Genomic DNA, 17,403 nt, shown 5'->3' on the forward strand with positions numbered 1-17,403 from the left:
CCGCAATAGATCGCGCGCTGGCGGACCACTGGCGGCGTACTGGCAAGCCTGATCAAGCCCATTTTCTGGGCATTCCTTCTGCCGGAGCACGCTTGCTGAAAGGCTAAGTTCCGCCAGCGCGAGTGGCTGCGGCTCTCCCAAACGCCTCCTGCCAGATCAGCTGCGCACGGACGCCACCACCACGCCGCTCGCAGAGCAGGATCGCGCGCCGAGTCGTTTTGTCGATTCGTTGAATTAACCTCCTCAAGGCATCTGTAATCAGCCCATTTTTCGCGTAAAATCGGCTCTCTGAGATAATCTATTGACCATCAGTCCATTTGTATTGCACATATCGTCAAAACAAAGGGAGGATGGCATGACGAGGGGCTTGAACACGGTACGTGGAGCATCGGTGCTGACGCTGGCTTGGCTGGCGGCAGCAAGTCCGCTGGCGGCACAGGATCAGGATGCTGATGCCGCGCAGGATCGCGACACCATCGTTGTTACGGCACAGCGCAAGGCGGAGAACGTCCAGGAAGTGCCGATCGCCATCACCGCGCTAAATGCAGAAGCCCTTCAGGCAGCGCGGATTGAGGACAGCAAGGACCTGCAGTTCAACGCGCCGAACGTCACTCTCTCGGCCAACCGCAACATCACTATACGTGGGGTTGGCTCGCAGTCGTTCGGAGGCACCGGCGACACCAATATCGGCGTCCTGGTCAACGGCGTGTTCCTGCAATCGGGCAGCAGCTTCGGCGAATTCTTCGACATGGAGCGCATTGAAGTGCTGCGTGGGCCGCAGGGGACGCTGTTCGGGCGCAACACAACTGGCGGCGCAATCAACTTCATTACGCGTCGCCCGACCGACAGCTTTGAAGGCTATGTTGAGGTGCAAGGCGAAAGCCCGCGCGGAATTCGTGCCAATGCGGCAATCAACCTGCCGATAGCCGAAGGCATCTATCAGCGCTTCGCCGCCAATTATATCAATCGCGACGGCTATACCCGCAACCTTCTCGACAACACCAATATTGACGGTCGCAACCAGTACACTCTCCGGTCGAGCACGCGTATCGAACCGTCCAGTTCGACCACGATCGACCTTACTCTGACGTATTTCAAAGAGGATTCCGACCGACAGAACGCGGCGAAATCGCTTTGCACGCCCGACCCGCAGTTCGGATGCTCGCCCAATTCGGCAGGCACAGCGTTCCCGACGACCAACTTCCCGATCGACAGCTTCCTGCTGCCCGGTGTGGTGCGCCCTGGCACGTTCGCACAGAACCCGGCAAACCTGCGCGATGTCGTGATCGATGTGCGTCCGTTCCAGAAAGCAGAGGACTTCCTCGGAACGCTTGAGATCACCCAGGAGCTGGGCGCAATCACCCTTACTTCGCTCACAGGTCTTCGCGATGGCGACAATACCAGCGAGCGCGATTTCGATCAGGGCTTCCGCCCCAATGCGTTCAATCCCGGCACCTTTGGCACCCGGGTCGTTCCAAACGCAGGCAATGGCAATGGCGTCCTCACCTATCTGCTGTCGGGCCGACCTGTCACCACGACCGATTATCGCACCTCGCAGACCGGGGGCGGCAGCCAGAAGCAGTTCAGCCAGGAACTTCGGGCTGCATCAAGCTTTGACGGTCCGTTCAATTTCATCCTGGGCGGCTTCTACATGAACGCTCGCGGCGCCGGCTTTGTCGACACATGGACACCGGCCAACGGCTTGCTGGGCGCAGTTTCCAAATTCGATACGCGGCTGGGCCAGGTGAAATCCTATGCTGTATTCGGCGAGGTCTATGTCGATATCACAGACACGCTCAAGCTCACCGGCGGCCTGCGCTACACGCATGACAAGAAACGTATCGAAACTGCCTCAGGCACTTTCGTGCTCAGCCCCTATTTCATCGGCGAAGCCGATTTCAACAAGGTCACAGGCCGCGCCATCCTGAACTGGGCCCCGAAGGTATCGTTCACCGAGGACACCAATGTCTATCTGTCCTTCTCGCGCGGCTTCAAGTCAGGCGGCTTCAATCCCGGCAACAACACGATCCCGCTGTTCGACTCCGAAGAGATTGATGCGTTCGAGCTTGGGGTGAAAAACACCTTCCTGGGCGGCAAGGGCCGGTTGAATCTGGCGGCATTCAACTATGACTATTCCAACCTGATCGTCGGCAACCTCGTCGGCACGGCAGTGGCCAATACCAACATACCCAAGTCAAGGGTGCGCGGTTTCGAGGCCGAACTGGTGTACAGTCCGGCCCAACCGTTGCGACTCGAGGCCAGCCTTGGCTTGCTGGATGCGGAGATCCGGAGTGATTTCCTCTCGGCTGATCCGGCTCGGGGCAATGCCCGATTCCAGCTGCGCGGCAACCAGCTGCCCAACGCGCCGCGCCGGACTCTGAAACTCGCAGCGGAATATACCTTCGAGGCCGGGGACGGATGGACGGTTCGGCCACGCGTCGACTTCTATTCGCAATCGGGCTTCCATTCGCGCGAGTTCAACCTTCCCGCCGACCGCGTCGGCAGCTGGTCCCAGCTCGATGCCTCGCTGGTTGTCGCCAACAGCGACAAGGACTGGAGCCTCACGGCGTTCGTCAAGAACCTGGCGAACGACGACAGCATCACCTTCCTTGAAGTGAACTCGAACCTAGTCGGCAGTTTCCGCAGCGCCTTCCTGCTCGATCCGCGTACGTTCGGACTGGCCTTGCGGGTAGGGTTCCGCTGATGCCCCGTACAACGGACGATGGCGGACAGTTGCAGAAGGAGAGTTCAGGCCGGTGACAATGCTTCAGAACAGCAAGGCGGCAGGGCTTGTGGTCGCCGCGTTGGCCACGCTGGCTACCGCCGAAGCCCGACCCGCCGGTTCGGCCCTGTCCACGCATGTACCGCTTCCGTCAGCAGAAATGCCGGAGCTGGCGGGCTTCGGTCAGTATTCCGTTGGCACCGTTTCAGAGGAACTGGTTGTGGGCGACCGAAGAATTGGCCTGCGCCTCTGGTTTCCTGCCCGTCCTGAACGCAATGCGACCCGCCAGCTGTATCTTCACAAACGGGCGGTACCGGGGCAGCAGGTGCTTGAACTGTCCGAGCAGGGCATGGCCCTTGCACCGGCGCAGGCGCTTACCGGTAAGCGGTTTCCGCTAATCGTCATGTCCCATGGCTATGGCGGATGGGCCGAACATATGAGCCGCCTTGGCGAGACTTTGGCCTCGCGCGGCTATGTCGTTGCATCGATCGATCACCGGGATCTGCCGTTCAACGATGTCGCCTCGTTTGCAACCTCGTTCGGGAGCGTTCTATTGAACCGATCCAGGGACCAGCAGGCGGTTCTCAGGGCGATTCTGGACGGATCTGTCACGAATTCCGGCGTGACGGGCATGGTCGACCCGAAAGCCATCGGCGTGCTGGGCTATTCGATGGGCGGCTATGGCACTATCACGACCGTAGGCGTGCCGATTGATCCCGAAGCTCCGGCCTATCGCCAGTTACCGCGCCAAGCCTTGGCCGCGCTGCCCCGGCCTGACCCAACCCTGGCCGCGCAGATCGATGCGGTCGTCGCCCTGGCCCCCTGGGGCGCGCAACCCGAAGCCATGGTATGGCGCGATCAGGATCTTGCCGCGCTGAAGACTCCGATGTTGCTTATCGATGGCGACCTGGACGACGTGGTCGATTTCGAAAAAGGCGTTAAGCGACTGTTCGGCGTTGCAAGCGGTGCTAACCGGTACCTGCTAGTCTATCGCGAAGCTGCGCACAATATTGCCGGCAACCCTGTGAATCTGCCCGAAGGCGCGGATTTTCCGGCCATCGAGTATCTGAGCGATCCGGTGTGGCGCAAGGAGCGGATCGAGGGGATCAATGTGCACTTCATCAGCGCCTTCTTTGACTTACACCTGAAGCAGGACCAGGCCATGCGGCGGTATCTTGACGTACCCGTTCCGCTCGCCAGTGCCGGCCGCTGGCCCAGCAGCTTCGGGCAGCAATGGGGCGGGACATTCGCGGGTGACAACCAGCCCGATTATTGGCGCGGCTTTCAGCGCAGATGGGCCAGGGGGCTCGAATTGCATCACAAATCAGCAGGCGAGTGACCTAAATGCACAATCTCTTTGATCTTCAGGGGCATGTGGCCCTCGTTACGGGCGGCAATGGCGGCCTGGGGCTCGCCATGGCGAAGGGCCTGGCAAAGTGCGGTGCGGCCGTCGCCATCTGGGGGCGGAATGCGGAAAAGAACGCGGCCGCTATCGCCGAACTCGAAGCGCTTGGCGGCACGGCGCGCAGCTTTGTGGCGGATGTGATGGACCCCAGTTCATCCGCCGTTGCCTTTGCCGAAACGCTTGCCGCCTTCGGCCAGATCAACAGCTGCTTCGCCAACGCTGGTGGATCGGGCGTGCGCGGGGCCTTCGTTGATCTGGATCGCGATGCGTGGTTGCAAACGCACGAACTCAACGTGATGAGCGTGATAGATACCTTCCAGCTGGCGATCCGCCACTGGAAGGAAGCCGGCTGCGGCGGGAAGCTGATCGTGACATCGTCGGTCGCCGCCTTGCTGGGCCTGCCCAATTCCGCTGGCTATTGCATGACCAAGGCCTCCGTCATGGGTCTGGTGCGGTCCCTCGCGATCGAACTTGGCCGCAGCGGGATCCAGGTCAATGCCATTCTGCCGGGCTTTATCGAAACGGAAATGTCGCTCAACACTCCCAAGGCGTTCCAGGACGGATGCCGCAGGCGAGCCGCGTCGGGAAGCATCGGGCAGTTGCAGGACATGGAGGGCATTGCCGTGTATCTCGCCTCGCAGCAGAGCAATTTCATGACCGGACAGGCACTTGTGCTCGACGGCGGCCACACGATCTTTCCGCTGTGACGGCTGACCTGCGCCTTGGTCTTGGTGCCCATTCTGCAGCAGGGGTCTGCGCATGAGGGCGACTGCAGCAACCGTCGATGCTCCCATCGCCTTCTGGCGCATTCTCGCCTTTGGGTCGGTGCAACTGCCGCTCGGCATGATCGGGCTGCCGATCGCGATCTATCTCGCTCCGCTCTATTCGGGGCAGTTGCAGCTCAGCCTGCAGCTGATCGGCATCGCTCTTATCCTCGCGCGGCTGTCCGATTTCATTACCGACCCCATCATCGGAATCATGTCCGATCGGTGGCGGCCACGCATTGGGCGTCGCCGGGTGTGGCTGATCTTCGGGACTATCGCGATGACTGCGGGCGTACGGATGCTCTTCGTCCCCGCAGCCGACGCCGGCATCGTCTATTTCGCGCTGGCGGTCGCGCTGGTGTATCTTGGCTATACGCTCATACTGCTGCCTTATCAGGCCTGGTCTGCCGAACTCTCGTCCGACTATCATGTTCGCACGCGCATCAGCTCGGTATCGCAGGGGTTCAGCATTGTTGGCCTGATCACGTCGACGCTGATTCCCGCTTATGTCCTGTCGCAGCCCGGGGCGACGAGTGCGGACGTGATGGCCGCGTTGAGCATCGTGATCATCGCGCTGCTGCCGGTCTGTGCAACGCTTGCCTTCATGCTCGTTCCCGAACCGGCCGCGCCCATCCGCAAGGCGCCATTCCACCTCGGTGGCGCACTTCGCATGCTGGGACGCAACCGGGCATTTCTCAACATCACGCTGCTGGTGCTGATTGCCACGATCGGCGAAGTATTCAGGCAGACCATCACCGTTTTCTTCGCGCGCGATGTCGTCGGTGTCACCAATATCGGTATCGTCTATTTCCTCTATTTCGCCTCGGCGCTGCTCGTGATGCCGGGGTGGGTCTGGCTGGCCAAGCGGATCGAAAAGCACCGGGCATTGACGCTGGCGCTCGTCATTGTCGCATTGACCAATGCCTGCATGTTCCTGGTGCCCAAGGGCGGTGTCGTGCTGTTCACGGCGCTCTTCATCCTCAAGGGTAGCTGCTATGGTGCCGTGCTGATGCTGCCCCATGCAATGGTGGCCGACACGGCTGATATCGACACGGCCGAAACGCTCGATCGGCAGCAGGGCCTGTTCTTTGCGGCGATGGCGATGGTGCAGAAGATGGGCTATGCCTTGGGTGCGGGTCTGCCACTGCTGATCCTGGGAGCGGTGGGCTACCAGTCAGCAGGGGAGAGCCGGGCCGAGCCTCTGCTCGCTCTGTCGATCAGCTACAGCCTCGTTCCCTGTGCGCTGGTCCTGATCGCAGCCATGCTGGCGTGGCGCTATTCACTCACCGCCGCCACCCACAAAACCATCCGGGCCCAGATCGACGCGCGGGCGAGCGAGTCCCTTCAAGCGGAGCCTATGCCATGATCACCGGCCTCCATCACACCGGCCTCGTCGTCAGCGATCTCGATGCCGCTATCGCCTTTTTTACCAGTCAGCAGGCCTTCGCCGTCGCGTCGCGTTTTGACCTTGCCGATACGCCGGAGAACCGGGCGATGCTGCAAATGGACGACGCCCGCGCGCGCGTGGCGTTGCTGCGGGGCACGCTGGGCGCGATCGAGTTGTTCGAGTATTCCGACGCGGGGCATTGCGCCAATCCGGGGCGTGAAGTCTATTCTGCGGGCATTCGCCATATCTGCCTGCAACAAGACCTGTCTGACAGTCTGTATGACGGCTTTGTAAGCGCTGGTGCTGCGTCGCATAGTCGGCCGTCCGGCTTGGGCACGGGCAACAGCTACGTGTATATTCGCGATCCTGAAGGCAATATCATCGAGCTTGAGGGCGTGCCTTGGGCACCCGCAGCGGCTGACAGGCCCTGGTTCGCGCACACCGCGATCGTCTCGCCCGACATGCCCCGGCTACTGGCCTTTTACGCCTTGCTGACCGGCCAGGAAAGCGCGCGTCAGGGCGCTTTCGGCCCGGATCCGAAATTCGACCGCGTTGCCGGGATCGCCGATGTCCGCTTCGATGGCGGGTGGCTTCGCCTTTCCAATGCCGAACTGGAATTCTGGCAGTACCATCAGCCTCCGACCACTCCTGTCGCGCGCCAAGCGCTCAACACGCCGGGTTGGAATCACATCTGCTTCGAGAGTGATGATCTGGAGGCGGATTATCGGCGCCTGGTGTCCCATGGTATAGAGCTGCATGGTCCGCCGCAGGATGTGGGATCAGCAACCGTCCTCTTTGGTCGCGACCCGGACGGGAATGTCTTTGAACTGCTGCAACCTGGCCAGGGCGCCGCTCTGACAGTCAAGGCTATGATTGAGGAGCGACAAGGGCGAGCCGTCGATATCGCCAGAACCGCGTGGCGCAAGCAACTGGCGGCAGGGGTGGCCGGGCAATGAGGCAGGATTTGTCTTTGCATGGTGGATCGAGTGCATCACCCGCCCAGCACCGCATCGCAACGAACAGTATAGAACTCGACTATCTGGAGCAGGGAGAAGGCGCGCCGCTCCTGATGCTTCATGGCTTTCCCGACCATGCAGCCAGTTGGAGGCCGCTGGCCGAGCGCCTTGGCAGCGGTATCCGTCAGCTTGCGCCCGATCAGCGTGGGTACCGGGGCAGCAGCCGGCCTGGTGCTGTGCAAGACTATCGTATCGAAACCCTGGTGCGCGACCTGCTGGGTATGATCGACGCGCTGGAACTTGAGCAGGTGCATCTGTGTGGCCATGACTGGGGCGGCGTGATTGCGTTCGAATTCGCAGAGCGCTTTCCGGAACGGATTGCCGGGCTGATCGTGCTGAACGCACCACCAGCCCGCATATTCCAGCACATGATACTGCACCACGCGCAGCAGCGCGCTGCTTCGCAATACATCACCCTGCTGCGCTCCGAGGCTGCGGACAGCGTTTTCTGCGAGGCACAAGCAGATGCGCTGATCGAGCGATTTCTGGGCGACGCCATCCGACGAAAACTTCTCACATCTCGCGATATCGAGAGCTATCGCGACGCTTGGACTCAGCCTGAGGCCTGGTCTGCGATGCGGGCATGGTACCGGGCCGCCCCATTCGTGATCCCGCCCGCCGATGCCATAACAGCCCTGGAACCGGACATAGGCCTGCCCGTCCTGGCGATCGCTTGCCCGGTGCTGATAATCTGGGGCGAGCGCGATACCGTTTTCGTGCCAAGCATGCCTGATATGATCGCAAGCGCGTGCCCGCACGCCCGCGTCATCCGGCTGCCCGAGGCCGGGCATGTGCCGCATCGCGATGCGCCGGCCCTGTGCGCCGAGCTCATCCGCGACTTCATTTTTGCTGATAGCGCAGCTTCATTCGACAAGGACCAATATCATGGCTGATTCCTCGCTTCATGGCCGCGTGGCCATCGTGACTGGCGCAGCTCGAGGTATCGGGTTGGCTGCTGTGCGCAGGCTTTGCGCCGATGGCGTGCGCGTTCTGGCGTTCGACCGGGCCGATGCCGATTTCACAGATGCAGCCGAAGCAGGCGATGTCACGCCCTTCATTGGCGATGTGGTCCAAAGCGCCGATTGGTTGCGTGCCGTGGATACGGCCTGCCGCCTTGGCGACGGTATCGACATCCTGTTCAACAATGCCGGTATCTCCGGCCCGGTTGCCAGCGCGGTGGACTATAGCGAGGACGATTTCGACCGCATCATGGCGGTGAATGTGAAGGGCGTGTTCCTGGGCCTGAAGCATGTCGGTGGCCATATGCAGCGCCGCGGCCGCGGCGTCATTGTGAACACCTCGTCGGTTTCCGGCTTTGGCGGCGGCGGCAACATCTTCGGGTATAACACAAGCAAAGCGGCCGTGAATGGCATGACCAAGTCGGCCGCAGTGACCATGGCGCCGCATGGCGTCAGGGTTCTCGCCATCTGCCCCAGCCCGACCGGTACCGAAATGATGTTTCAGCTTGAAAGAAAGCTGTCGCCTGAGAACCCTGAGGCCGTCCGCCCGCAGCTGGCTCATGGTACCCCACTCGGGCGCTATGGCACGCCGGAGGAAATGGCCGAGGTTCTGGCCTTTCTGGTCAGTGACGCCGCCCGCTTCATGACCGGCGCGCTGGTGCCGGTCGATGGCGGAAGCCTGGCGAAATAAGCGACAGAGCCCGAGGAGAGACGCAGATGGCCAATCCGATCGAACGCGGCTTCGGAGAGAAATTTCTCCAAAGCATCGACAATTTCTACACGCATGGCATCGACTGGTTGTTTAATGAATGGTGGGAGACGGCACCTGCCGATGCCATTGCCAAATATGAGGCTGCCATCGTCAATCATCCGGAACATGGTCCTTTGGCGCGCGAGGCCTGGCTGGCGCCGGACTTTCGACTTGCCATGCTGGATGATTGTGCGCCCGGAACGCTCGGCCATGCGTATCGCGCTTTCATGGTCGATAATCATCTGGTCGAGCATCTGGCAGCGGGCTATCGCGCCCGGCACGAAGCGCTGGAGCTCAGCGGCAAGATTGATCGCATGCCGCCCGCCATTGCCTACAAGGTGGTGCGGGGCTTTCAGACGCATGATCTGCACCATGTGCTGACCGGCTATCCGGCGACCCCATTCGGAGAGCTGGCGCTGCAGGCGTTTCAGCTGGCGCAGATGGACTTTCCCTATGCCGCGATGTGGATTGCGGTCGTTTCAGGTCATATGGCGCTGGTCGATCCGCTGCTGATCCAGCCGGCGATGGATGCCATTAGCGATGGCTGGTCGCGAGGGCGTCGCGCCCGCAGCCTGCAGTTCGTGGCTTTCGAGAATCGCGTTCACGAACCGCTGGACCGGTTGCGGAGGGAATATGGCCTTGATGATGGCCCCGTTGCCGTCGTCAATCCTACATCGGAGCGGGTACCGGATCTGCTCGCCGCCGAAGCTTGAGCAGATCACCTCAGCAACCGTGCGCGCCGGATTGGCTGAAGGCGGGCCATATGTTCGCGCTTCAGCTCATTGAGTGTGCCGAGGATCATGGTAACGGTCAGGTCTTCCAGCACCTCCCGGCTCAGGCGTCGCTGCAGCAGATAAGCGCCCGCAGCTGCCGGCAGACCAAAGCTGATATCCGTCGCAGCCTTGGCGATGTCCTGCGGAAGCCCGTAATGCTCGGCAACGATTTCAGCGAGATAGCCGACGGCGCTGTCCCTGCCGAACTCGGTGGGATCATGGATCGCGGATACAGACGGTTCGGCCTGAAGCCGTTCGATGAGCATGCCACGCTCGTCGATATACTTGAGGTAGACATGGGTCACCGCGCGCACCAGCCCTTCCATTGTCTCGGCCTGGTCTGCCGCCTCGGCCTGCAAACGCCGGAGCCTGCGCCATTCGCGCTGCAACAGCTGTCGCAAAAGGTCGGTCATGCTGGGGAAATAGGCATAGACCAGCGACTTGCTGACTCCGGCCTCGCGCCCGATCCGGTCCATGGACAGCGCCGAAACGCCTTCGCGCGCGATGATATCGGCGGTGCGGTCCAGGATGAGCGATTGCCGCTCTTTTGGTGCCAGTCGGACACGCTTGCGCGGTGCTGCTTTGGATTTCAAACCCCGGTCAGCCATGTGCCGCCTTTTTGATGTGGCATGAGCGCCAATTGAACATATCGTCTATTCGTAATTGCCCCCTGATCCCAAAAAGAGCAACCGCGCAGCCATGATCTCCGAGAGCCCATCCCCCAAGCCACTGCTGATGCAGCTCGGCGTCTGCTACTATCCCGAGCACTGGCCCGAAGCGCAATGGATCGACGACGCCCGGCGCATGCGCGAGATCGGCCTGACCCGGGTGCGCATCGGCGAGTTTGCCTGGAGTCGAATCGAACCTGAGCCAGGTCAGTACGCTTGGGACTGGCTCGATCGGGCGATCGAAACGCTTCACGCTGCGGGGCTCGGCACCATCTTGGGAACGCCCACGGCCACGCCTCCGAAATGGTTGGTCGATTCCATGCCCGACATGATCGCGGTCGACCGCGACGGTCGTCCGAGGCGGTTCGGGTCGCGTCGACATTACTGTTTCAGCCATATTGGATATCGCAGGCAGGCCGCGCGCATTACCCGCGCGATGGCCGAGCGCTATGGTCACCATCCGGCGATTGTGGCCTGGCAGACGGACAATGAATATGGCTGCCATGACACGGTACAGAGCTTTTCTCCCGCTGCCCTGGCCGCGTTCCGTGCATGGCTGGCCGAACATTATGGCGATGTCGCGGTGCTCAACCGGGCCTGGGGCAATGTGTTCTGGAGTCAGGAATATCGCAGCTTCGATGAAATCGACTTGCCCAATCTGACCGTTACCGAAGCGAATCCGGCGCATTGGCTCGCCTTCCGCCGCTTCGCCTCGGACGAGGTCGTCCGCTTCAACCATATCCAAGTGGACATCCTGCGGGCAATGTCCCCCGGTCGGGCCATCACCCACAATTTCATGGGCTTCTTTACCGAGTTCGATCATCATGATGTGGCGCAGTCGCTCGATGCCGTGGGCTGGGACAGCTATCCCCTGGGCTTTCTCGACAGCTTCCGGTTCAGCGAGGACGACAAGCTTCGCTATGCACGGCAAGGCCATCCCGATATCGCCGCATTCCATCACGATCTGTACCGGGGATGCACGCGCAGTGGCCGTTGGTGGGTGCTGGAGCAGCAGCCTGGGCCTGTCAACTGGGCGCGGCACAACCCGGCGCCGCTGGATGGCATGGTGCGGCTTTGGACGCTCGAGGCGCTGGCCCATGGCGCTGAACTGGTCAGCTATTTCCGCTGGCGCCAGGCACCCTTCGCCCAGGAACAGCTGCATGCAGGCCTGCTTCGGCCCGACAATGCTCCTGCGCCAGCTTATGCCGAGGCGGCTCAGGCCGCGCGTGACATCGCCGCGATCGGCCCTATGTCCGATGCCGTCAAAAGCGTGGCGCTGATCTTCTCCTATGATTCGGACTGGATCACCACCATCCAGCCGCAGGGTGCGGGGCTATCGGCATTATGGGCAGCTTTCGATGCCTATAGCGCGCTGCGGCAGATGGGGCTGAATGTCGACATCCTGCCGCCCGATGCGCCGCTCGAAGGCTACAAGCTGTGCGTGGTGCCCTGCATGCCCGTGGTGCCTGACAAACTGCTGGCGCATCTTGACGACTTTAAAGGCCCTGTCGTGATCGGCCCTCGATCGGGCAGCCGCACAGCCGACTTTGCGATTCCCGAGACCCTGCCGCCGGGGCCGATTTTTCCAGCCAGGGTGGTGCGAGTGGAAAGCCTTAGGCCAGGGCTGATACATCCGGGTCAGGGCTGGGCCGTGCGCCGCTGGATCGAGCATTTGGAAACCGATGCGGCAGCAGAACTCGTCGCCGATGACGGCACCGTCGCCTGCTGGCGCTCGGGCAATCGGCGCTACCTCGCCGCGTGGCCTGATCAGGATCTGCTTGCGATGGTGTTGCGCACCGCCGCGAGGGATGCTGGCATCAAGACAGTTCACCTGCCCGCTGGACTGCGTATCCGCCGCACAGGAAGCCACGTCTTTGCTTTCAACTATTCAACCGAAACTATCGCCATACCCGATGATATCGGAGGAAAGCTGGTGCTGGGCCAACGAGAACTGGCGGCCGCCGGTGTAGCCGTACTGAAGCTCTGAGCCGCGATGGCCATCACCCTAGAAGCTTTGGGCTGGCGCGCAGTGATCCTTCCCGCTCTTGGCGGGGCCATGGCATCGCTGCACTTCAAGGGCGAGCCGGTGTTCCGAAGCGCGGGCCCCGATGTCGGTGACATCCTGGATTGCGCGAGCTTTCCGCTGGTGCCCTTCGCCAACCGGATTGGCCATGGCCTGCTTCGCATCGGAGAGCGGACGGTGCAGCTTGATCGTGAGCTTCTTGCCTTGCCGCATGCACACCATGGGCATGGCTGGCGCAGGGACTGGGAGGTTTCCGATGTCAGCGAATGCCAATTGACCCTGTTCTATGATCACCCCGGGCGAGGCGTCGAAGGCGATGAAGGCTGGCCCTGGTCCTATCGCGCAGAACAGCGCTTTCTCATTCACTCCCGCGGCATTCACATCGACATGGCCATCGTGAACCGCGACCGGTATTCGTCCATGCCCTGTGGCACGGGTATCCATCCCTATTTTGTCCGTCGTCGCGCAAGCGCTGTCACCCTCCGCGCGACAGGGATGTGGGTAAATCATACGGATGGTCTTGCCAAAGCGCTGGCGCCGACGGATATGTTCCAAGACACTCAGCCGGTGCCGGTTGATGCTCTTGAAGGGCTCGACAATTTCTTTCCCACTACCGAACCGATCACCATTTGGGGCGGCAATCATCCTGTCGTTGTTCATGGTACCGCGATGGCGGGCGTTCACCTCTATGTCCCCGCCGGAGAGGATTATTTTTGTGTCGAACCGGTGAGTCATCCGCCTGATGCCTTTGGGCGCGGGGAATATGCTGCGGCCGATATCGTGGCACCTAGCGCGACATACCATCGGCGATGGGGCATCAGCTTAGCCGCCGGTCTGCGCGGGATGGAAAAGATAGGCGGCGGGCAGTAACAGCGTCAAATCTGACGATTGAAATCATCACAATCTGGCAACCTGAAGTCAACGGCTCATGGCCAGCGGCTGGTCGCATCGCTAACCAACCGCATCGTGGAAGCCATTCGGCGGGTTCCGTCAGGAGCGGACGCTCATGGCGGCTGTTGCGAGTGACCTGGTCTGGGTCGGGAGCAGACTGGGCGCTGCCCCCAACCCATCATGTGCATCCGATCAGAAGTCCATTGGCGGCGTGGCCGCAGCCCGGTCCTCCTTCGGAGCCTCGGTCACGATCGCCTCGGTGGTGATTAGCAGGCCCGCTACTGACGCCGCATCCTGCAGCGCGGTGCGCACGACCTTGGCCGGATCGATCACGCCCGCTGCAACCAGGTCCTCATAGGTGCCGGTGGCCGCATTGAAGCCGCGGGAATATTCGTTGGCCTCGAGCAGCTTGCCGACGATGAACGCGCCGTCCTCGCCCGCGTTCTCCGCAATCTGGCGGGCAGGCGCGCGCAAAGCCCGGCGGACGATGTCGATGCCCGACTGCTGGTCGTCATTGGCAGCCTTCAGCCCTTCGAGCGACTTGATGGCGCGCAGCAGCGCGATGCCGCCGCCGGGCAGGATGCCTTCCTCGACCGCAGCACGCGTCGCGTGGAGCGCATCGTCCACCCGGTCCTTCTTCTCCTTGACCTCGACCTCAGTCGCGCCGCCAACGCGGATCACCGCCACGCCCCCGGCGAGCTTGGCGACGCGCTCCTGCAGCTTCTCGCGATCATAGTCGCTGGTCGTGGTCTCGATCTGCGCGCAGATCTGCGCCACGCGGCCGTCGATGTCGCTGCGCTGTCCGGCGCCGTCGACGATCGTCGTGTTGTCCTTGTCGATGATGACCTTCTTGGCGCGGCCGAGCATGGGAATGGTGACATTCTCCAGCTTGGTGCCCAGTTCCTCGCTGACCACATTACCGCCGGTGAGGATGGCGATATCCTCGAGCATCGCCTTGCGACGATCGCCGAAACCCGGAGCCTTGACGGCGGCGACCTTGAGGCCACCGCGCAGCCGGTTGACCACGAGCGTCGCCAGCGCCTCGCCCTCGACATCCTCGGCGACGATCAGCAGCGGACGGCCCGACTGCACCACCTGCTCGAGCAGCGGGATCATCGGTGCGAGGTTGGACAGCTTCTTCTCGTGGATCAGGATGTACGGGTCTTCCAGCTCGACCCGCAGCTTCTCGGCATTGGTCACGAAATAGGGCGAGAGATAGCCGCGATCAAACTGCATGCCCTCGACGGTCTCGAGTTCGGTCTCGAGGCTCTTGGCTTCCTCGACCGTGATCACGCCTTCATTGCCGACCTTGTTCATGGCTTCGGCAAGGATACGGCCGACCTCCTGATCGCCATTGGCCGAAATGGTCGCGACCTGCGCGATCTCGCTGTTCGACACGACCTTCTTGGCGTGCGATTCCAGATCGGCGACCACGGTCCTGACCGCCAAGTCGATGCCGCGCTTGAGGTCCATCGGGTTCATGCCCGCACCGACGGCCTTGGCGCCCTCGCGCACGATGGCCTGGGCCAACACCGTGGCGGTGGTGGTGCCGTCGCCGGCCTTGTCATTCTGCTTGCTGGCAACCTCGCGCAGCATCTGCGCGCCCATGTTCTCGAACTTGTCCTTGAGCTCGATTTCCTTGGCGACGGTCACGCCGTCCTTGGTGATGCGCGGCGCGCCGAAGCTCTTTTCGATCACCACATTGCGCCCCTTGGGGCCGAGGGTTACCTTGACCGCATTGGCCAGGATATCGACGCCGCGCAGCATCCGGGCGCGAGCGTCTTCTGCGAACACTACTTCCTTGGCAGCCATGATGGCCTACCTCCTTTTTCCAGATTTCGGTTGAACAAATGGAAATGACGACGGGAAAGGTCAGGCCGCCTGTTTCAGCTCGGCCACGGTCTCGACCACGCCCAGGATGTCGCTCTCCTTCATGATGAGCAGATCCTCGCCGTCGATCTTGACCTCGGTGCCCGACCATTTGCCGAACAGGATGCGATCGCCCGGCTGAACGGCCAGCGCGATCAGCTCGCCCTTGTCGGAACGGCTGCCCGGTCCGGTGGCGACCACTTCGCCTTCCTGCGGCCTTTCCTTGGCAGTGTCGGGAATGATGATGCCGCCGGCCGTCTTCTCATCGGCCTCGATACGGCGAACCAGCACGCGATCGTGCAAGGGACGGAAATGCATGCATAACCTCCAATTGCAAAAACGTTGATGGAAGCCTCCCCCGGAGACTCCAGCAGGAGGCGAGCGGCAAAATTGTTAGCCTGTCGGGGCAGTTCAAGAGGGGCGCTCAAATTTTCAGCACTCGCCGGCGGTGAGTGCCAATAAGATGCATTATATCAATGGGATAGAGGGGATTTGCGCTGCAACCCTGCTTGACAAGGCCCGCGGTTCGACAGAGATTTGCCGACGATTATTACCCCTGTTTGCAAGGGCCATCTGAACAGCATCGGGAGAACGCATCATGGCGGGAGATGATGATTTTCGGTTGCAGCTTCTGGGCTACAGCCTGACGACCGTGGAGATCGTCTATTATCTGCCCGATCATCCCTCGCTGCTGCAGCTGTTCGTCTGGCAGCAATATGACGAAGCCCCCGAATATCCCGGGCTGCGCCGTTTTCTCGACACGTGGCGGCGCGATATCGAGGCGGTGCTGCACTCCGTGACGATCGCCAACGACCGCAATATGGGGCCGCGTAACTGGAGACCAACCGACGCTGTCCGCTGCATCCAATAGCGGCGGCAGTGCAGGGCCGACCGCCGGAATTCCGCGTTCGCCTTATCACGGTGCAGCGTCTGCGCCACCTGCTGCGCGATAGAGCGCAATCTCCTGCCGCCTTGCGCTGGCCAGTGCGCTGACCGCTGCCTCGGCCGATGCAAGCCGGACGCGCTCCGCGTCCAGTACGGTCAGAAAGGTTGAAAGGCCCAGGCGGTAGCGCTCGCGCGCGATCTCGGCTGCGGCCCGGTCAAGTTCGGACTGGCGCAACAGGCCACTTGCGTTGCGCCTTGCCGCGTCGAGGCCGCCCAGCGCTGCTTCGGTCTCCCCTAGAGCGGTGAACAGCGTCTTTCGGTAGTTTGCAAAGGCCTCCCGCCCCTCGGCCTCGCGCTGATCGATACGCGTACCCACCCGGCCGAAATCGATCAACGGCCCGGAGATCGCGCCGCCCAGCGAACCGATGATAGCGTCCTGGGTGAGCAGATCGCCGAGCGCCAGCGAGATCAGCCCCAGGCCCGCCGTCAGGCTGAAACTGGGAAAGCGCTCTGCCGCCGCTGCCGCGATCTCGGCATCGGCAGCAGCCAGACGGCGTTCAGCGGCGACCACATCGGGGCGGCTGCGCAGGGCCGCCGTCGCCGGCCTCGACGGGGGCCGCTGTGCCGCCGCCCTGCTGGGCAGCGGCCAGCTGGGCGATCATCGCGCTGTCATCGGGCGCTTCGCTGCCCTCGAGCGCCCGTGCGACATGGTCGCCAAGCAGGTCGAGCGCGCGAAGCAGCAGCGAGAGCAGGTCCTCGGTCATCGGCAGGATGCCGTCACGCACGTCCGAGAGCAGCGTCTCGAAGCCATGGGTATAGACCTGCAGCGCGGTATAGCCGAACGCGCCTGCGCCACCCTTGATCGAGTGCACCGAGCGGAACACGTCGTTGACCGCGTCCATATTGTCGGGCTGGCTCTTGCAGATGGTCAGCGCCCGTTCGGCGGAGGCCAGCGCTTCCTCGCATTCGGCGAAGAAGATGGTACGGATTTCCTCGTTGGTCATGACGGCATTCCATTTCCGCACAGCATGTCCGGATCGGCTCCGGCATTGGTCAGCGTCGCGCGCATTTTTTCAGAAGGAGTGATGGTCAGCGTCTGCCCCGCACGATTCGCGGTCTGGCGCGCGCTGAGCAGAAGCTGCAGCATGGCCTGGCCGAGCGCGGTGACATCCGACCCGTCGATCGCCACCGGACCTGCCTTCAGCTTGTCGCGCAGTTCGGCATGCAGCGAGATCGCGCTCGCGCGATCGCACCGGCTGGGCAGAGTCAGTTGATGCATCACTCTGTTCT

The 17,403-nt window shown here is 62.1% G+C and carries 17 protein-coding genes; 11 read left to right on the forward strand and 6 right to left on the reverse strand.

The window, feature by feature from the left end:
- Positions 1–355: 355 nt before the first annotated feature.
- From DM995_RS12375 to DM995_RS12410, 8 genes are read left to right on the forward strand one after another with little or no spacing between them, the layout of a single operon-like run.
- The gene (locus tag DM995_RS12375; protein ID WP_116969617.1) at positions 356–2,704 is read left to right on the forward strand and encodes a TonB-dependent receptor; all 2,349 of its coding nucleotides are present in this window, start codon (positions 356–358) and stop codon (positions 2,702–2,704) included.
- 58 nt (positions 2,705–2,762) lie between these two features.
- Positions 2,763–4,061, forward strand: a complete 1,299-nt coding sequence (locus tag DM995_RS12380) for an alpha/beta hydrolase family protein (protein ID WP_116969618.1) — start codon at positions 2,763–2,765, stop codon at positions 4,059–4,061.
- A gap of 35 nt (positions 4,062–4,096) precedes the next feature.
- A complete protein-coding gene (locus DM995_RS12385) occupies positions 4,097–4,834 on the forward strand; it encodes an SDR family NAD(P)-dependent oxidoreductase (RefSeq protein WP_157973189.1) in 738 nt (245 codons plus the stop codon).
- 52 nt (positions 4,835–4,886) lie between these two features.
- Complete coding sequence (locus DM995_RS12390; protein WP_116969620.1) at positions 4,887–6,257, forward strand: MFS transporter; 1,371 nt, start codon at positions 4,887–4,889, stop codon at positions 6,255–6,257.
- The gene (locus DM995_RS12395; RefSeq protein WP_116969621.1) at positions 6,254–7,234 is read left to right on the forward strand and encodes a VOC family protein; all 981 of its coding nucleotides are present in this window, start codon (positions 6,254–6,256) and stop codon (positions 7,232–7,234) included. The genes DM995_RS12390 and DM995_RS12395 overlap by 4 nt, the downstream gene beginning before the upstream one ends.
- Complete coding sequence (locus DM995_RS12400) at positions 7,231–8,187, forward strand: alpha/beta fold hydrolase (RefSeq protein WP_116970450.1); 957 nt, start codon at positions 7,231–7,233, stop codon at positions 8,185–8,187. Before DM995_RS12395 ends, DM995_RS12400 begins: the two co-directional genes overlap by 4 nt.
- Positions 8,180–8,944 (forward strand): SDR family NAD(P)-dependent oxidoreductase, encoded by a 765-nt coding sequence (locus tag DM995_RS12405; RefSeq protein ID WP_023836004.1) that lies wholly within the window; start codon positions 8,180–8,182, stop codon positions 8,942–8,944. Before DM995_RS12400 ends, DM995_RS12405 begins: the two co-directional genes overlap by 8 nt.
- A gap of 26 nt (positions 8,945–8,970) precedes the next feature.
- The gene (locus DM995_RS12410; RefSeq protein ID WP_023836005.1) at positions 8,971–9,717 is read left to right on the forward strand and encodes a Coq4 family protein; all 747 of its coding nucleotides are present in this window, start codon (positions 8,971–8,973) and stop codon (positions 9,715–9,717) included.
- 5 nt (positions 9,718–9,722) lie between these two features.
- Here DM995_RS12410 and DM995_RS12415 read toward each other — a convergent pair whose 3' ends face one another.
- A complete protein-coding gene (locus tag DM995_RS12415; RefSeq protein WP_031317438.1) occupies positions 9,723–10,385 on the reverse strand; it encodes a TetR/AcrR family transcriptional regulator in 663 nt (220 codons plus the stop codon).
- Between the two features lie 91 nt (positions 10,386–10,476).
- Between DM995_RS12415 and DM995_RS12420 the strand changes: the two genes are divergently transcribed.
- Both DM995_RS12420 and DM995_RS12425 read left to right on the forward strand, forming a co-directional pair.
- Positions 10,477–12,432 carry a beta-galactosidase gene (locus tag DM995_RS12420; RefSeq protein ID WP_232824366.1) on the forward strand — a complete coding sequence of 652 codons (1,956 nt, stop codon included), beginning with the start codon at positions 10,477–10,479 and terminating at the stop codon, positions 12,430–12,432.
- Positions 12,433–12,438: 6 nt separating this feature from the next.
- Positions 12,439–13,338 (forward strand): aldose epimerase family protein, encoded by a 900-nt coding sequence (locus DM995_RS12425; protein ID WP_116969623.1) that lies wholly within the window; start codon positions 12,439–12,441, stop codon positions 13,336–13,338.
- A gap of 213 nt (positions 13,339–13,551) precedes the next feature.
- On the opposite strand, the gene groL is transcribed toward DM995_RS12425, so the two are convergent.
- Both groL and DM995_RS12435 read right to left on the reverse strand, forming a co-directional pair.
- A complete protein-coding gene (groL, locus tag DM995_RS12430) occupies positions 13,552–15,171 on the reverse strand; it encodes a chaperonin GroEL (RefSeq protein WP_116969624.1) in 1,620 nt (539 codons plus the stop codon).
- A gap of 60 nt (positions 15,172–15,231) precedes the next feature.
- Positions 15,232–15,546, reverse strand: a complete 315-nt coding sequence (locus DM995_RS12435; protein WP_023836010.1) for a co-chaperone GroES — start codon at positions 15,544–15,546, stop codon at positions 15,232–15,234.
- Positions 15,547–15,826: 280 nt separating this feature from the next.
- On the opposite strand from DM995_RS12435, the gene DM995_RS12440 reads away from it, so the two are divergent.
- Positions 15,827–16,099, forward strand: coding sequence for a protein usg (locus DM995_RS12440; RefSeq protein ID WP_023836011.1), 273 nt, complete (start codon positions 15,827–15,829; stop codon positions 16,097–16,099).
- Between the two features lie 45 nt (positions 16,100–16,144).
- Here DM995_RS12440 and DM995_RS12445 read toward each other — a convergent pair whose 3' ends face one another.
- From DM995_RS12445 to DM995_RS12455, 3 genes are read right to left on the reverse strand one after another with little or no spacing between them, the layout of a single operon-like run.
- On the reverse strand, positions 16,145–16,684 hold the full coding sequence (locus DM995_RS12445) for a TolC family protein (protein ID WP_157973190.1): 540 nt from the start codon (positions 16,682–16,684) through the stop codon (positions 16,145–16,147).
- A complete protein-coding gene (locus DM995_RS12450; RefSeq protein WP_232824367.1) occupies positions 16,671–17,117 on the reverse strand; it encodes an Hpt domain-containing protein in 447 nt (148 codons plus the stop codon). Before DM995_RS12450 ends, DM995_RS12445 begins: the two co-directional genes overlap by 14 nt.
- Positions 17,114–17,392, reverse strand: coding sequence for an STAS domain-containing protein (locus DM995_RS12455; RefSeq protein WP_023836570.1), 279 nt, complete (start codon positions 17,390–17,392; stop codon positions 17,114–17,116). Before DM995_RS12455 ends, DM995_RS12450 begins: the two co-directional genes overlap by 4 nt.
- Between the last annotated feature and the right edge of the window lie 11 nt (positions 17,393–17,403).

Source organism: Blastomonas sp. UPD001 (assembly GCF_003426715.1).
GTDB lineage: Bacteria > Pseudomonadota > Alphaproteobacteria > Sphingomonadales > Sphingomonadaceae > Blastomonas.

Bases quoted from the DNA above. Each gene is read 5' to 3' on its own strand.
- DM995_RS12375 (WP_116969617.1), top strand. From the start codon at position 356: ATGACGAGGGGCTTGAACACGGTACGTGGAGCATCGGTGCTGACGCTG.
- DM995_RS12380 (WP_116969618.1), top strand. From the start codon at position 2,763: ATGCTTCAGAACAGCAAGGCGGCAGGGCTTGTGGTCGCCGCGTTGGCC.
- DM995_RS12390 (WP_116969620.1), top strand. From the start codon at position 4,887: ATGAGGGCGACTGCAGCAACCGTCGATGCTCCCATCGCCTTCTGGCGC.
- DM995_RS12395 (WP_116969621.1), top strand. From the start codon at position 6,254: ATGATCACCGGCCTCCATCACACCGGCCTCGTCGTCAGCGATCTCGAT.
- DM995_RS12400 (WP_116970450.1), top strand. From the start codon at position 7,231: ATGAGGCAGGATTTGTCTTTGCATGGTGGATCGAGTGCATCACCCGCC.
- DM995_RS12405 (WP_023836004.1), top strand. From the start codon at position 8,180: ATGGCTGATTCCTCGCTTCATGGCCGCGTGGCCATCGTGACTGGCGCA.
- DM995_RS12410 (WP_023836005.1), top strand. From the start codon at position 8,971: ATGGCCAATCCGATCGAACGCGGCTTCGGAGAGAAATTTCTCCAAAGC.
- DM995_RS12415 (WP_031317438.1), bottom strand. From the start codon at position 10,385: ATGGCTGACCGGGGTTTGAAATCCAAAGCAGCACCGCGCAAGCGTGTC.
- DM995_RS12420 (WP_232824366.1), top strand. From the start codon at position 10,477: ATGATCTCCGAGAGCCCATCCCCCAAGCCACTGCTGATGCAGCTCGGC.
- DM995_RS12425 (WP_116969623.1), top strand. From the start codon at position 12,439: ATGGCCATCACCCTAGAAGCTTTGGGCTGGCGCGCAGTGATCCTTCCC.
- groL (WP_116969624.1), bottom strand. From the start codon at position 15,171: ATGGCTGCCAAGGAAGTAGTGTTCGCAGAAGACGCTCGCGCCCGGATG.
- DM995_RS12435 (WP_023836010.1), bottom strand. From the start codon at position 15,546: ATGCATTTCCGTCCCTTGCACGATCGCGTGCTGGTTCGCCGTATCGAG.
- DM995_RS12440 (WP_023836011.1), top strand. From the start codon at position 15,827: ATGGCGGGAGATGATGATTTTCGGTTGCAGCTTCTGGGCTACAGCCTG.
- DM995_RS12450 (WP_232824367.1), bottom strand. From the start codon at position 17,117: ATGACCAACGAGGAAATCCGTACCATCTTCTTCGCCGAATGCGAGGAA.
- DM995_RS12455 (WP_023836570.1), bottom strand. From the start codon at position 17,392: ATGCATCAACTGACTCTGCCCAGCCGGTGCGATCGCGCGAGCGCGATC.